This window comes from Pseudomonas sp. KH_050, from assembly GCF_057838875.1.
The window spans coordinates 6,127,833-6,142,976 of sequence record NZ_CM174478.1; the positions used below are offsets into that span (position 1 = coordinate 6,127,833).

Sequence of the window (15,144 nt, forward strand, 5' to 3'; positions counted from 1 at the left end):
GTGCGAAGCAACCGTAAAACCGGCAAATGTGTTCTAGCTGAAGAACTGGTATCGGGCTTGCCCGCAACGCAAATTCACGGCTGTTCCCGGAGAGCCCAGATGACTGACCAACCAATGTCCCCCGCCGAATTCGAACAGGCGTTGCGCGCCAAGGGTGCCTACTACCACATCCATCACCCCTATCACGTGGCGATGTATGAAGGTCGGGCGACCCGCGAGCAGATCCAGGGCTGGGTTGCCAACCGTTTTTATTATCAGGTGAACATCCCGCTCAAGGACGCAGCGATCCTGGCCAACTGCCCGGACCGCGAGGTCCGCCGCGAATGGATTCAGCGTCTGCTGGACCACGATGGCGCGCCCGGTGAAGACGGCGGCATCGAAGCCTGGCTGCGGCTGGGCCAGGCAGTCGGCCTCGACCCGGATCAATTGCGTTCCCAGGAACTGGTCTTGCCCGGCGTGCGTTTTGCCGTCGACGCCTACGTCAACTTCGCCCGTCGGGCCAATTGGCAGGAAGCTGCCAGCAGCTCGCTGACTGAACTGTTCGCCCCGCAAATCCACCAGTCGCGACTCGACAGCTGGCCGCAGCATTACCCCTGGATCGACCCGGCCGGTTATGAGTATTTCCGCACTCGCCTGAGCCAGGCTCGACGTGATGTGGAACATGGGATGGCCATCACCCTGCAGCACTACACCACGCGGGTCGGCCAGGAACGCATGCTGGAAATTCTCCAGTTCAAACTGGACATCCTTTGGAGCATGCTTGATGCCATGAGCATGGCCTACGAACTGAACCGCCCGCCTTATCACAGCGTGACCGAGCAGCGGGTCTGGCACAAAGGGATCACCCTATGAGTTTCGATCGCAGCAAGATCCCGACCTGGCGCACCGGTTACCGTTACCAGTACGAACCGGCGCAAAAAGGCCATGTGCTGCTGTACCCCGAAGGCATGATCAAACTCAACGAAAGCGCCGCGCTGATTGGCGGCCTGATCGACGGAGAGCGTGACGTCGCGGCGATCATTGCCGAACTGGACGCCAAATTCCCCGGCGTCCCCGAGCTCGCTGACGACATCGAGCAATTCATGGAGGTCGCCCGTGCACAGCACTGGATCGAACTTGTCTGAGCAGGCGCTGCGGATACCGCCCAAGCCTGAAACCGGCCTGCCCTTGTGGCTGTTGGCCGAGCTGACCTACCGTTGCCCGCTGCAATGCCCCTATTGCTCGAATCCGCTGGATTTCGCCGAGCAGGGCAAGGAGCTGAGCACCGAACAGTGGATCAAGGTATTCCGCGAAGCACGGGAGATGGGCGCCGCGCAGCTGGGGTTTTCCGGCGGCGAACCGCTGGTGCGCCAGGACCTGGCCGAGTTGATTGGTGAAGCCCGCAAGCTGGGGTTCTACACCAACCTGATCACCTCCGGCATCGGCCTCACCGAGCAGAAAATCAGTGACTTCAAGAAAGCCGGGCTGGACCATATCCAGATCAGTTTCCAGGCCAGCGACGAGCAAGTGAACAACCTGCTGGCCGGTTCGAAAAAAGCCTTCGCGCAAAAGCTCGAAATGGCTCGTGCAGTGAAAGCCCACGGCTATCCGATGGTGCTGAACTTCGTCACCCATCGGCACAACATCGACAAGATCGACCGCATCATCGAGCTGTGCATCGCACTGGAAGCCGACTTCGTCGAGCTCGCCACCTGCCAGTTCTACGGCTGGGCTCAGCTCAATCGAGTCGGCCTGCTGCCAACCAAGGAGCAACTGGTTCGCGCCGAACGCGTCACCAACCAATACCGCGCCAAACTGGAAACTGAAGGGCATCCCTGCAAGCTGATTTTCGTCACCCCGGATTACTACGAAGAACGCCCCAAAGCCTGCATGAATGGCTGGGGCAGCATCTTCCTCACCGTCACTCCGGACGGCACCGCCCTACCGTGTCACGGCGCGCGGCAAATGCCGGTGCAATTCCCGAATGTGCGTGATCACAGCATGCAGCACATCTGGTATGACTCCTTTGGTTTCAATCGCTTTCGCGGCTATGACTGGATGCCCGAGCCCTGCCGCTCTTGCGATGAAAAAGAAAAGGACTTCGGCGGCTGTCGCTGCCAGGCCTTCATGCTCACGGGCGATGCAAGCAACGCCGATCCGGTGTGCAGCAAGTCGGAACATCATGGCGTGATTCTCCAGGCTCGCGAAGACGCCGAGCACGCGACCCAGACCATCGAACAACTGGCCTTTCGCAATGAACGAAACTCACGCCTCATCGTTAAAGGCTGAGCTCTTCAGCGCCGCACGGGCGGTCGCCGCCGGTATCGACTTCGCTGAACTGCAAGTCGGCCGGCACGGCCTGTTCTGGAATGAATACCGCCCCGAAGATGCGGCCTGCCGGATCTGGCACTGGCATGAGGGTCAGGCCCGCTGCCTGACTTCCTCGGGGTTCAGCGTGCGCAGTCGGGTCTATGAATATGGCGGCGGTTCGTTCTGCCTGAGCGATGACGGGCTGGTGTTCGTCAACGAAGCGGATCAGCAGTTGTACCGGCAATCACTCCAAGGTGAGGCTCCCCAGGCATTGACCCAGGGCGTATGCCGTTATGGCGATCTGCAGTTCGCTGCCGGGCAGGTTCTGGCGGTCGAAGAGAACCTTGATCAACACCGATTGGTCGCCATCGATAGCACCAGTGGGCAACGTCAGTTACTGGTCGAAGGCGCGGACTTCTATGCCGCGCCGACCTTGAGTCCAGACGGTCGGCGTCTGGCCTGGATCGAGTGGGATCGTCCCCATCAACCCTGGACCTCTACCCGCCTGATGGTCGCCGAGCATCAGGCTGACAGCGGTTGGAGCCCACCGCGTTGCGTGGCCGGCGATGGCGCCGAAGAGTCCCTGCAACAACCGCGTTTTGATCCGTCCGGTGGTCTTTATTGCCTGACGGATCGCGCAGGGTTCTGGCAACCCTGGAGCGAATCCGAATCAGGCTTGATCCCGCTGCCCGCCGCTGAGGCCGATCACGCACCCGCGCCCTGGCAACTCGGTGGCAGCACCTGGTTGCCACTGGGTGAAGGCGCTTACCTGGCGAGCTGGACCGAAGCAGGTTTTGGCCGACTGGGGCTGCGCCACGGTGATGGCTCGCTGGAGGATTTCACCAGCGACTACAGCCGATTCCGCAATCTGGCGCTGGATGAACAGTTTGTTTACTGCGTAGTTGCGTCGCCCATTAGCCCGGCGGCGGTGGTCGCTATCAATCGCGATACCCATGAAGTCAAGGTACTGGCCGGTGGTGTTGCGCCATTGCCTGCCGAGCAGATCAGTCGTCCGCAAACCTTGCGCTACCCAAGCGGCAAGGGCGAAGCCCATGGCTTTTTCTACCCGGCCATAAATGGTGTGGCCAAACCGCCCTTGGTGGTGTTTATCCACGGCGGCCCCACCTCCGCCTGCTACCCGATGCTCGATCCGCGTATCCAGTACTGGACACAACGAGGCTTCGCCATCGCCGACCTCAACTATCGCGGCAGCAGCGGCTACGGTCGCGCCTATCGACAAGCGTTGCATTTGAGCTGGGGCGAGGTGGATGTCGAGGACGCATGCGCGGTCGTCGCCCACCTCGCCGGGCAAGGGTTGATTGATGGCGAAAACACCTTCATCCGTGGTGGCAGTGCCGGCGGTTACACCACCCTCTGCGCGCTGGCGTTTCACCAGGTTTTCCGCGCCGGTGCCAGCCTGTACGGTGTCAGCGACCCGATCGCCCTGGCCCGCACTACCCACAAATTCGAGGGCGACTACCTCGACTGGCTGATCGGCGACCCCGAGCAGGACGTCGAACGCTACAAGGCCCGTACGCCATTGCTGCATGCCGGCAACATCCGCGTGCCGGTGATATTTTTCCAGGGCGAACTCGACGCCGTGGTCGTCCCGCAACAGACCCGTGACATGCTCAAAGCCTTGCAGGACAACGGCATCCCGGCCCAGGCGCATTACTACCCCGACGAACGCCACGGCTTTCGCAAGGCCGGCAATCAGGCTCATGCACTGGAGCAGGAATGGTTGTTTTATCGAGGGGTGATGGCTCGGGACTGACGGTGCCGATAGATCGCCAAGATCGCAGCCTGCGGCAGCTCCTACGCAAAGCCGGTTTGAGATATCAGGTGTAAACAAAACCCGTAGGAGCTGCCGCAGGCTGCGATCTTTTTTTGGGCACGCAGTACTTAACTGACTGGCACAAAAACCAAACGCCGCAAAATAGTGCGCCAGCTTCTTCGCCGCACCAATCCCACGCAAAACCTACCCATCACTTTCTGACACCCCCCACGTCCTTACAGTGTTTTCCTACATCCAGCTCTGTTGGCAAGACCCTTGCTCTAGCCTCTACAACGTTCCTTGCTGGAAGCTTTCCGATGCTGGTGATTCATCGCAGAATCGACCCTCAACCCCTCTGGGCCGCCGAACTGCACCTGAATTTCGAGGCCCGCAGCAAAAGCCGGTTGCGCTGTTTCAGTGCCGACGGTGAAGACGTCGGACTGTTTTTGGAGCGTGGCCAACCACCCTTGCGTGACGGCGAGTTCCTGCAAGCCGAAGACGGGCGCATCGTGCGAGTCTGCGCTCGCCCCGAGCGGCTGCTGCACGTCACCTGCGCCAATGCCTTTGAGCTGACCCGAGCCGCCTATCATCTGGGCAATCGGCATGTCGCGCTGCAGGTCGGTGATGGCTGGCTACGCCTGCTCGATGACTACGTACTCAAAGCCATGCTTGAACAGCTTGGCGCCCACACCGAGCCCCTCGAAGCGCCATTCCAGCCGGAACACGGTGCCTATGGCGGCGGCCACCACCATTCACGGCATGGCGACGAGGACTTCAACTACCCACCGCGCCTGCACCAGTTCGGCGTACGCCCATGAACCCGGCCTGGGCCTTGCTGCGCCTGGCCAGTCCACAGCTGCCGATTGGCGGCTACAGCTACTCCCAAGGGCTGGAAATGGCCGTGGAACAGGCGCGAGTAAGCGACCCGCAAACGGCCCGACGCTGGATCAGCGATCAGTTGCTGCTCAACCTGGCGCGCTTTGAAGCCCCGCTGTTGCTCGCTCACTGTCGCGCCGCGGCGGATGAAGACTGGGCCGAACTGCTGCAGCGCTGCGAAGAACACCGCGCCAGCCGCGAGACCCGCGAACTGCATCAGGAAAGCCGGCAAATGGGCTACTCCCTGCAACAGCTGCTCAATGGCTTGCCGGAACTCGACGCCCCCGCCCGGGCCTTTCTTGCGCAACATCCAGAACCGCACCTGGCTCTTGGCTGGGCGCTGGCTGCTCGCGCCTGGCAGATCAGCCCGCAGGACGCGCTGGCCGCCTGGCTCTGGAGCTGGCTGGAAAATCAACTGGCGGTGCTGATGAAGACCCTGCCACTCGGCCAACAAGCTGCCCAGCGCCTTACCAGCGAGCTGCTGCCGTTGCTGCAGCAGGCCCAGCACAAGGCTTCGAATATCACTCCCGATCATTACGGCAGCGCCACTTTTGGCCTGTCCCTGGCGTGCATGGCCCATGAACGCCAGTACAGCCGTCTATTCCGCTCCTAGGAGAACTACATGAACGCACAACCGTTGCGCGTTGGTATCGGCGGCCCGGTCGGTTCCGGCAAGACCGCCCTGACGCTGGCCCTGTGCCTGGCCCTGCGCGAACGCTACAACCTGGCGGTGGTCACCAACGACATCTACACCCGCGAAGATGCAGATTTTCTGGTTCGCAATGCGGCGTTGGCGCCGGAGCGGATCATCGGCGTGGAAACCGGTGGCTGCCCGCACACGGCGATTCGCGAGGATGCTTCGATCAACCTCGAAGCAGTGGATCAGTTGAATCGGCGCTTCCCGGGCCTGGATCTGATTCTGGTGGAGTCCGGCGGCGACAACCTGTCCGCGACCTTCAGCCCCGAACTGTCGGACTTGACCATCTATGTGATCGACGTCTCGGCCGGTGACAAGCTGCCACGCAAGGGCGGCCCGGGGATCTGTAAATCCGACCTGCTGGTCATCAACAAGATCGACCTTGCCCCACTGGTGGGCGCGTCCTTGGAGCTGATGGACAGCGACACCAAGCGCATGCGCGGCGACAAGCCGTTCGTTTTCAGCAACCAGAAAACCGGTTTCGGGCTGGACGCGATCGTCGCCTTTATCGAACGCCAGGGGCTGCTGACCGCGGCTTGATGCCTTCATTAACAAAGAACATCAACAAGGAAGCTTATTCATGACACTCAAACGTATCCTCGGCGCCGTCGCCTTGCTGCTCACTCCCGCTCTCGCCTTCGCCCACCCCGGCCATGGCGACAACGGTTTGATCGCTGGCATCAGCCACCCGATCGGCGGCCTCGATCACCTGCTGGCGATGCTCGCGGTCGGTCTGTGGGCCGCACAGCAGCAAGGCGCAGCGCGCTGGGCGCTACCCTGCACCTTTGTCGGCACTATGTTGATCGGTGGCATGCTCGGTTTTGAAGGGCTGAACCTGCCTGCGCTGGAAAGCGCGATCGCCGCTTCGGTGCTGGCGCTGGGCCTGGCCGTGGCGCTGGCAGTGCGTCCGCCGTTAAGTCTGGCGCTTGGCGCAACAGCCCTGTTTGCCCTGTTCCATGGCGCGGCGCATGGCCTGGAGCTGCCGGAGATGTACAGCCCTTGGCTCTATGCCGCAGGTTTCGTTGCTGCCACCGCGGCGCTGCATGCTGCCGGTTACGCAGTAGTGCGAGTATTGCCGCAAGCAGTTGCGCCCCTGGTGCGGCTGGCTGGAGCAGCGGCGGCGGCGACCGGGGTCTGGTTGTTGGCGGGTTGAATCTTTGGTGTTTGCTCGCGATGGGTGGTCTGAAAGACACCTCCTCTCTCAAGGCAACCTCTCTGCTACCATGTCGCGCAAACACCCCTGCCGTGACGACGCCAGCCGATGCCCGATGTTTCCAGCTCCGCCTCCCAGCCTGAATTGACCGCTCTGTTCGCGGCCGTGCAGCAGCATTTCCATGATGTGATCGTGCCGCTTTGGCAGGGTCCTGGCTGGAATGCCGAGCTGGCGCTGCCCTATGAAGCGCTGGATGCCGAACATCGGCCATTGCCGCCACAGCGCTACCGGGCCATGGCCTGCGCGCGGCAGTTGTACCTGTTTTCCAGCCTGATCGGCGAACCCGGGTTTCCCGCTGCCCGGGACCACGCTGCGGCGCTGTTTCGCGCGTTGCAGCGGCATTTCCACGACGCCGAGCATGGCGGCTGGTTCTACAGCATCGACGCCAAAGGCGCGCCGCTGGACCAGCGCAAAGACCTCTACACCCACGCGTTCATCATCTTTGCCTGCGCCCATTACTGGGACAAAGTTCGCGAACCGCTGGTGGAGTCGGCGCTCAATACCGCTCTGGAAGTGGTGGACGAGCGCTTCGCCGCCGACGACGGTTTGTATGAAGCCAGTCTCGACCGGGACTGGTCATCGCTCAAATCCGGGCCGTTGCAGAACCCCCTGATGCACCTGGCGGAAGCCTTCCTTGCCACGCTATCGGTTCGCCAGGACGCGGCCGTGCAATCGGCGCTTGGCTCACTGTGCGATGGCATGCAAAGGCGCTTCATCGACCGCCAGCACGGCGTAATGATGGAGAAGCCGTTGGGGGCTGTGGATAACTGGTTCGAGCCGGGGCATCAGTTCGAGTGGTTCTTCCTGCTCGAGTCATCCCCATTGCTCAAAGGTTCGCCGTTACACGCCTCGCTGGAACGCGCCTTCGTCTATGCCGAACAGGTCGGCGTCGATCCGCAAACCGGCACCGTCACTGGCATGCTGGATATCGACGGCAGCGTTCGCGACGGCACTCAGCGGATCTGGGCTCAAGCCGAGTACCTGCGTGCCCTGACATTGTGGCCTGACAACCAGGCGCTGCTGCAACGCCAGTTGAACGCGCTGCGACAGCGGTTTCTGCATACCGGTGGCTGGTATGAGTGCCTGGATGCGGCTGGCATCGTCAGCCGTCGGGATATGCCATCGACCACGCCTTATCATCTGGCGACCTGTTATCGCGGCCTGGTCGAATACTTCGGCTGACCATCAGCCCCCTGTGGTGAGGGGCTTGCCCCCGTTCGGCTGCAAGCCCCTCACCACAAAAGCAACCCGGTCTTAACCCTTGGCACCACGCTCAATGGCAAAACCACCCCAGGTCTGGCTCACCGGCATCAGCTCGAGGCTGTTGATGTTGATGTGTGCCGGGGTGTTGAGGACCCAGAAGATCGTCTCGGCGATGTCCTGCGGCTGGATCGGCTCGGCGCCAGCGTAGGTGGCATCGTAACGGGCCTGGTCACCGGCAAAGCGCACCAGGGAGAACTCGCTTTCGCACAGGCCCGGCTCGATGTTAGTCACCCGCACACCGGTGCCCTGCAGGTCGCAGCGCAGGTTCAGCGAGAACTGTTTGACGAAGGCTTTGCTCGCGCCATAGACGTGGCTGCCCGGGTACGGATAGTTACCGGCGATGGAACCCAGGTTGATGATCCCTGCACCGCGACCGTGGGCGATCAAGCGTGGCAGCAACAAGCGAGTGCTGTACATCAGGCCCTTGATGTTGGTATCGACCATGGTGTCCCAGTCGTCCAGATCGCACTTGGGTGCCGGGTCGACGCCCAGCGCCAGGCCGGCGTTGTTGATCAGCCCGCGCAGCTTGCTGAAGGACGGCGGCAGATTGGCAATCGCCTCCTCCATCGCCTTGCGGTCACGTACATCGAGCACCAGTCCGTGGACTTCGGTCTGTTTCGAGAGTTCGGCGCACAAGGCATTCAGGCGCTCTTCACGACGGCCTGTCAGCACCAATGACCATCCCGCCTCGGCAAAACGCCGGGCGCAGGCTTCACCAAAACCGGAGGTCGCGCCGGTAATAAACAGGGTGTTGGACATCGTGTTCTCCTTGCAGGGCCTGAATCAGCCGTCATTGAGTAAAAGTCGCCTTGCAGCATGCCCGGCTGGCGCCATAGCGGCAACCGAAGCGAAGGAAAAGTATGCGGTACAACCCTTCGCCAGCTGCTACGAAGAGCATGATCACTGTACGAAATTTGATCACACCATCCAAAGCCCGGCCCACCGTGGCCTGCAGCCATGTGCACGCATCTTATCCACAGCCCCGTCCACAGTCTTTGGGGGCAAGTGCAATTTCCTCAAAGCCGCTATCCACAGGGCCTGCAGCGGACTTTGCAAGTATTTTGCTTGACCCGCGGGAGCGTCACATGTAGCAGTCTGCAATCACTGCGCCCTTACCGTTCTCTGTACGATGGCGCCAAGCCAGTAATTACGCCGTCTTGCCGAGTCTTTCCAGAGTTTAACCACAGACTTATCCACAGGCTGTGCAACGTCTTTTCGGTCCATCTGCTGCGACAATAAAAAGATTGACAACGCCCGCCGCAAGCCACGTAAAAACCAATGATCAAAAAACAACCACAAGCCTGCAGGCCACGTAAACCAAGGCGTACAGCCAGATACTCCCACGTTACCCACAGCCAGTTCCACAGCAAACGGGGACAAGTCAAAACTGTGACAAAACAGTTATTTGCAGCGGCTATATGTCGCGCTTTAACAGGTTGTTAAATTTGTTTTCCACAATTTGCCGGAACACCTATGGGCGCCTGAAAAGTCTCGGACCGCAGGAGCTGCCGCAGGCTGCGATCTTTTCAAGCCACCACCGTATGTATAAAGGGGAGAATCAAAAACAAACACAAAAAAACGCCCTGACGCGGAATACGTCAGGGCGTTTTCTTATACGGACTAAATCTTAATGACCGCCGAGATAGGCGTTGCGCACCTCTTCATTGACCAGCAGCTCCTTGCCGGTACCGCTCAAGCGGATTTCGCCGTTCACCATCACGTACGCCCGATCCGACAACTTGAGCGCATGGTTGGCGTTCTGCTCCACCAGAAAGATCGTCATACCGGTTGCCGCCAGCTGGCGCAGGGTGGCAAAGATCTGTTTCACCACGATAGGCGCCAGCCCCAGGCTCGGCTCGTCGAGCAACAGCAGCTTGGGTCGACTCATCAGCGCCCGGGCGATGGCGAGCATCTGCTGCTCGCCGCCGGACATGGTCATGGCTCGTTGAGTACGCCGTTCCTTGAGCCGTGGAAACAGCTCGAACATGCGCTGCATGTCCTCGGTGGCGTACTTGTCACCGATCGGAATGGTGCCCATCAGCAGGTTTTCCTCGACCGTCATGTCGGGGAAAACCCGCCGTCCTTCCGGTGATTGAGCGATACCGTTGGAGGCGATGTAATGGGACGACTTGTGGGTAATGTCGACGCCCCGGTAGACAATCTGCCCATCCTCAGCCCGTGGCTGCCCGAAAATCGACATCAGCAGCGTCGACTTGCCGGCCCCGTTGGAGCCGATCAGGGCGACGGTTTCACCTTCATTGATGTGCAGCGAGACCTTCTTCAGGGCCTGGATCGGCCCGTAGAACACATCGACCTCTTTCAGTTCGAGGATCGGTTGACTCATACCAGTTCCTCTTCGTCAGCGCCCAGGTAGGCAGCGATCACCTTCGGATCGTGGCGGATCGCTTCAGGACCGCCTTCGGCAATCACGTTGCCGTGGTCCAGCACCACGATGTGGTCGGAAATGCTCATTACCATGCCCATGTCGTGTTCGATCAGCACCACGGTCAGATCATGCTCATCGCGCAGCAGCCGGATCATCGCGCTCAGCGCTTCGGTTTCTTGAGGGTTGAGGCCGGCAGCCGGTTCGTCGAGACAGATAAGCTTGGGCCGGGTGCACATGGCCCGGGCGATTTCCAGGCGCCGTTGCTGGCCGTAGGACAGCTCACCGGCCAGACGGTTGGCGCAGTCCATCAGATCCACCACTTCCAGCCAATAGAACGCGTGATCCAGCGCATCGCTTTCAGCCTTGCGATAGCTCTTGGTGTTGAGAATGCCCGACAGCAAGCTGCGGTTAACCCACATGTGCTGAGCCACCAGCAGGTTTTCCACCACCGACATTTCCCGGAACAGGCGAATGTTCTGGAAGGTCCGCGCCAGTCCGGCGCGGTTGATCAGGTGAGTGCCGCCAAACATCTTGTAGAACAGCCGGCTGGCGAATCTTCTCGGCGACACGAAATCGGTCGCGCGAAATGGCTCGCCAAGCATCTTGATGACGTTGATGGGCTCGCCACGGGTGTTGAGTTCGATCTTGCCACCGGAGGCTTTGTAGAAGCCGGTCAGGCAGTTGAACACCGTGGTCTTGCCTGCACCGTTGGGGCCAATCAGGGCGAAGATCGAGTTGCGTTTGACCTGCAGGCTGACGTCACTCAGGGCTTTGATGCCGCCGAAGTGCATCATCAGGTTCTCTACCGAGAGAATGACTTCATCGTTCATGGCGCCACTCCTTTACGCGGGGTCACACCGGTACGGCTGATGCGAATCAGGCCGCGTGGTCGCCAGATCATCATCACCACCATCAACACGCCGAACAGCAGCACCCGATATTCGGAGAAGGCGCGCAGCAACTCCGGCGCGACCGTGAGCACGAACGCGGCGATCACCACACCGACCGTCGAACCCATGCCGCCCAGTACCACGATGGCGAGAATCAGTGCCGATTCGAAGAAGGTGAACGATGACGGGTTGACGAAGCCCTGGTAGCTGGCGAAAAACACCCCCGCCAGACCGGCGGTGGAAGCACCGATGGTGAAGGCCGAGAGCTTGACCAGCACGTGGTTCAGGCCCATAGAGCGACAGGCGATTTCGTCTTCACGTAGCGCTTCCCAGGCCCGGCCGACCGGCATGCGGGTCAGGCGATGCTTGATATAGAGCACCAGCAACACCACCAGGAACAACACGATGTAGATGAACAGGAACTTGATGTTGGGGTTGTATTCGAGGCCGAAGAACTCATGGAACGGCACCCCTCCTTCCTTGGCCCGGCGTCCGAATTCCAGGCCGAAAAAGGTTGGCGATGGCACTGGCATGCCGTTCGGTCCGCCAGTGAAGGACAGCCAGTTGTTGAGGATCAGACGAATGATCTCGCCGAACCCCAGGGTCACGATAGCCAGGTAGTCCCCATGCATTCGCAAGACCGGGAAGCCGAGCAGGCATCCCGCGAGCCCCGCCGCGAGGGCCGACAATGGCAACACTGTCCAGAACCCCAGTCCGAGGTATTGATAACCCAACGCCAGGCCATAGGCACCGATGGCATAGAACGCCACATAACCCAGATCGAGCAGGCCGGCCAGGCCGACCACGATGTTCAGTCCAAGGCCGAGCAACACGTAGATCAGCCCGAGAATGACCACGGTCAGAATGTACTTGTTGGCAAAGAACGGAAACACGATGGCGATCACGATCAGCGCCGGAATGATCCAGCGCAGCCGTGACTTGTAGTCCGGCGCCAGCACATGCACGCCTGAGCCAGTGCTTTCGAAGCCATGGAGGACTTTCAAGCCTTTGGGAGTTTGCATGAACACGCTCATCGCGAAGCGTCCGAGCATGACGATCGCCACCAGCCAGCCAACGCGCGCCGGCTGGAGGTTGAAGCTGTAGCCTTCGAGCACCACGCCGACAATCGGCCCGAACACGATCAGCGAGATCAGCCCGGCCAGAATGGCGTCAATGACACTTTGTTTGATATCAATCGTTTTTTTGGCAGCAGACATACTTACACCTTCGCCACGAGTGGGCGACCCAGCAGGCCTTGAGGACGGAAGATCAGGATCAGCACCAGCAGCGAGAAACTGAACACGTCTTTGTAGTCAGAGTTGATCAGACCGGAGAACAGCGACTCGGAGATCCCGAGAATGATCCCGCCGAGCATGGCCCCGGGCAACGAACCGATCCCGCCCAGTACCGCCGCGGTGAACGCCTTGATGCCAATGACGAAGCCGGCATAGAAGTCAAACGTGCCGTAGTTCATGGTGATCAGCACGCCGGCCAAGGCCGCCATGGCTGCACCGATGATAAACACGTAGGAAATCACTCGGTCGGTGTTGATCCCCAGGATCGAGGCCATCTTGCGGTCTTGCTGGGTGGCGCGGCACATACGGCCGAGCTTGGTGTACTTGATGATGTAGGTCAGCACCGCCATCCCGGCAAATGCTGCGATCAGAATGAAGATCTTGGTGTAGGTGAGCTGGACGAAACCCGTGCCGATGTCGACTTTCAGCGCACCGGCAAGCAGCGTCGGCACCCCCTGTTGTTTTGCACCCTGACTGATCTGCGCGTAGTTCTGCAGGATCAACGAGATGCCGATAGCGCTGATCAGCGGCGCCAGGCGGGTGGAGTTGCGCAGCGGTTTATAAGCGACACGCTCGATGACCCAGCCGTAGATCCCCGTCACAACGACGGTGAACACCAGGGTTCCGAGAATGAGTAGCGGAAAGGATTCGATACCGAAGTAGGCCAGCAGAGCCAGACTGATTGCCGCGAGGTAAGCGGAAATCATGTAAACCTCGCCGTGGGCGAAGTTAATCATGCCAATGATGCCATAGACCATTGTGTAGCCGATGGCGATCAGACCATAGACGGACCCGAGGGTCAGTCCATTGATCAGTTGCTGCAGGAAAATACCATCCATAACGCAATCTCACACACTTGAGAGACTGCACAAACACCTGCTGCGACGGCTTGGGGTTCAACCACCCGGCAACACACACTTGTGCAGCTCTACGAGAAAAGACAGGTACTACACGGACACGCTTTGCGTCTGGCCGACACCGGGGCGTCGGCCAGATCAGAGGTTCATGTCACTTCTGTTTTTCCAGCTGGTGGTATTTGCCGTCCTTGTCCCACTGGTAAACCACGTAGTCGGAAACCTTCAGGTCGCCTTTGGCGTCCCAGGTCTTCTCGCCCATCACGGTTTTGACAGCGTTCGCTTTCAGCCATTTGGCCGCGTCTTCGCCCTTGGTGGATTTGGCACCGGTGAAGCCGGCGGCCAGTGCCTGGACTGAAGCGTAGGCGTACAGGGTGTAGCCCTCTGGCTCGTAACCCGACTTACGGAATTGCTCTACAACAGCCTTGCTCTCTGGCAGCATCCGCGGGTCGGCGCCGAAGGTCATGTACACACCGTCGACATACTGAGGACCGCCAGCAGTGGTCACTAGTTCGTCGGTAACAATGCCGTCATCGGACATGAACTTGACGTCTTTCAGACCTTGTTCGCGCAGTTGGCGAACCAGCGGCCCGGCTTCCGGGTGCAGGCCACCGAAGTAGACGATGTCGGCACCCGCGGCGCGAATCTTGGTAACCACGGCGCTGAAGTCTTTTTCCCCACGGGTCAGGCCTTCGTACAATACCGGAGTCACGCCGCGCTTGCTCAGCTGCGCCTTGGTGGCATCCGCCAGACCCTGGCCGTAGGTGTCCTTGTCGTGCAGTACCGCGACTTTCTTGCCCTTGAGCACGTCGACGATGTAGTCGCCGGCAACGATACCTTGCTGATCGTCACGCCCGCACATACGGAACATGGCGCTCAGGCCACGTTCGGTCACTGCCGGGTTAGTGGAGCCTGGGGTGATCGCGATCACGCCGGCATCGCTGTACACCTCGGAAGCCGGAATGGTCGAGGATGAGCAGAAGTGCCCGACCACGCCCGCCACCTTGTCCTGGTCAACCATGCGGTTGGCCACAGCCACGGCCTGTTTCGGCTCGCAAGCGTCATCGCCTTTCACCAACACGATCTTCTCGCCGTTGACGCCACCCTTGGCGTTGATCTCGTCAGCCGCTGCCTGTGCTCCTCTCATGTACTGCTCGCCGAACGATGCGTTAGCACCGGTCATTGGACCCGCTACCCCGAACTTGATGTCAGCCTGAGCAAACGCAGAAACACCCAACGCAGCTGACACTGCGAGGGCCAGAAAGCCTTTTTTGTAAAACGTCTGGGACATGAGGTGGTGCTCCATGGTTTTTTTAGTTGGCACTGCGACTTCACTGAATGCTCAGAGCAAGGGCCGTGCCATTGGTTTTTTATTCTGAAAAAAGTCGCTCTTTTATTGTTATATCGACTGTTTTGAGCCCATTTTCATTGGGCGTGCAACCGTCTAAACCGCGGAAGGTGAAACCTTTATTTTAAAAAGGTGCAACCTCAAAGTGCCATCATTGCAACCACGGCACCTAACGGCGTGCAACCACCCTGTAACAGACTGCGTCACCGAAGTGCACACTGTCGGTGCAAGACTGCTACAACCCGCACCACTACAGGCT

The 15,144-nt window shown here is 60.0% G+C and carries 15 protein-coding genes; 9 read left to right on the forward strand and 6 right to left on the reverse strand.

Annotation, left to right across the window (positions count from 1 at the left end; all coding sequences use genetic code 11):
• The first annotated feature begins 99 nt into the window (after nt 1–99).
• The 9 genes from pqqC (at nt 100) to AC3IUA_RS28300 (ending at nt 8,031) form a co-directional block, all read left to right on the forward strand.
• Nucleotides 100–852, forward strand: coding sequence for a pyrroloquinoline-quinone synthase PqqC (gene pqqC, locus AC3IUA_RS28260; RefSeq protein WP_489358058.1), 753 nt, complete (start codon nt 100–102; stop codon nt 850–852).
• Nucleotides 849–1,124 carry a pyrroloquinoline quinone biosynthesis peptide chaperone PqqD gene (pqqD, locus tag AC3IUA_RS28265; protein WP_489358059.1) on the forward strand — a complete coding sequence of 92 codons (276 nt, stop codon included), beginning with the start codon at nt 849–851 and terminating at the stop codon, nt 1,122–1,124. The genes pqqC and pqqD overlap by 4 nt, the downstream gene beginning before the upstream one ends.
• A gap of 7 nt (nt 1,125–1,131) precedes the next feature.
• Nucleotides 1,132–2,268, forward strand: a complete 1,137-nt coding sequence (gene pqqE, locus AC3IUA_RS28270; protein ID WP_489362511.1) for a pyrroloquinoline quinone biosynthesis protein PqqE — start codon at nt 1,132–1,134, stop codon at nt 2,266–2,268.
• Nucleotides 2,234–4,063: a S9 family peptidase gene (locus AC3IUA_RS28275; RefSeq protein WP_489358060.1), complete on the forward strand. Its 1,830-nt coding sequence runs from the start codon at nt 2,234–2,236 to the stop codon at nt 4,061–4,063. The genes pqqE and AC3IUA_RS28275 overlap by 35 nt, the downstream gene beginning before the upstream one ends.
• Before the next feature lie 317 nt (nt 4,064–4,380).
• Complete coding sequence (ureE, locus tag AC3IUA_RS28280; RefSeq protein WP_489358061.1) at nt 4,381–4,881, forward strand: urease accessory protein UreE; 501 nt, start codon at nt 4,381–4,383, stop codon at nt 4,879–4,881.
• Nucleotides 4,878–5,552, forward strand: coding sequence for an urease accessory protein UreF (locus AC3IUA_RS28285; protein ID WP_489358062.1), 675 nt, complete (start codon nt 4,878–4,880; stop codon nt 5,550–5,552). The genes ureE and AC3IUA_RS28285 overlap by 4 nt, the downstream gene beginning before the upstream one ends.
• 9 nt (nt 5,553–5,561) lie before the next feature.
• Entirely contained in the window at nt 5,562–6,176 is a 615-nt protein-coding gene (ureG, locus tag AC3IUA_RS28290; protein WP_489358063.1) for an urease accessory protein UreG, read from the forward strand.
• A gap of 40 nt (nt 6,177–6,216) precedes the next feature.
• Nucleotides 6,217–6,789: a HupE/UreJ family protein gene (locus AC3IUA_RS28295; protein WP_489358065.1), complete on the forward strand. Its 573-nt coding sequence runs from the start codon at nt 6,217–6,219 to the stop codon at nt 6,787–6,789.
• A 108-nt stretch (nt 6,790–6,897) separates the two neighbouring features.
• On the forward strand, nt 6,898–8,031 hold the full coding sequence (locus tag AC3IUA_RS28300) for an AGE family epimerase/isomerase (protein WP_489358066.1): 1,134 nt from the start codon (nt 6,898–6,900) through the stop codon (nt 8,029–8,031).
• A 72-nt stretch (nt 8,032–8,103) separates the two neighbouring features.
• Here the strand turns inward: AC3IUA_RS28300 and AC3IUA_RS28305 are convergent, their stop codons facing one another.
• The 6 genes from AC3IUA_RS28305 to AC3IUA_RS28330 form a co-directional block, all read right to left on the reverse strand.
• Nucleotides 8,104–8,871 (reverse strand): SDR family oxidoreductase, encoded by a 768-nt coding sequence (locus AC3IUA_RS28305; RefSeq protein WP_150803081.1) that lies wholly within the window; start codon nt 8,869–8,871, stop codon nt 8,104–8,106.
• An 868-nt stretch (nt 8,872–9,739) separates the two neighbouring features.
• On the reverse strand, nt 9,740–10,456 hold the full coding sequence (locus tag AC3IUA_RS28310; RefSeq protein ID WP_489358067.1) for an ABC transporter ATP-binding protein: 717 nt from the start codon (nt 10,454–10,456) through the stop codon (nt 9,740–9,742).
• Entirely contained in the window at nt 10,453–11,328 is an 876-nt protein-coding gene (locus tag AC3IUA_RS28315; protein WP_489358069.1) for an ABC transporter ATP-binding protein, read from the reverse strand. The genes AC3IUA_RS28310 and AC3IUA_RS28315 overlap by 4 nt, the downstream gene beginning before the upstream one ends.
• On the reverse strand, nt 11,325–12,605 hold the full coding sequence (gene livM / locus AC3IUA_RS28320) for a high-affinity branched-chain amino acid ABC transporter permease LivM (protein WP_489358070.1): 1,281 nt from the start codon (nt 12,603–12,605) through the stop codon (nt 11,325–11,327). The genes AC3IUA_RS28315 and livM overlap by 4 nt, the downstream gene beginning before the upstream one ends.
• A 2-nt stretch (nt 12,606–12,607) precedes the next feature.
• On the reverse strand, nt 12,608–13,522 hold the full coding sequence (locus AC3IUA_RS28325; protein WP_150640417.1) for an ABC transporter permease subunit: 915 nt from the start codon (nt 13,520–13,522) through the stop codon (nt 12,608–12,610).
• A 169-nt stretch (nt 13,523–13,691) separates the two neighbouring features.
• Entirely contained in the window at nt 13,692–14,828 is a 1,137-nt protein-coding gene (locus tag AC3IUA_RS28330) for an ABC transporter substrate-binding protein (protein ID WP_489358071.1), read from the reverse strand.
• Nucleotides 14,829–15,144: the final 316 nt, after the last annotated feature.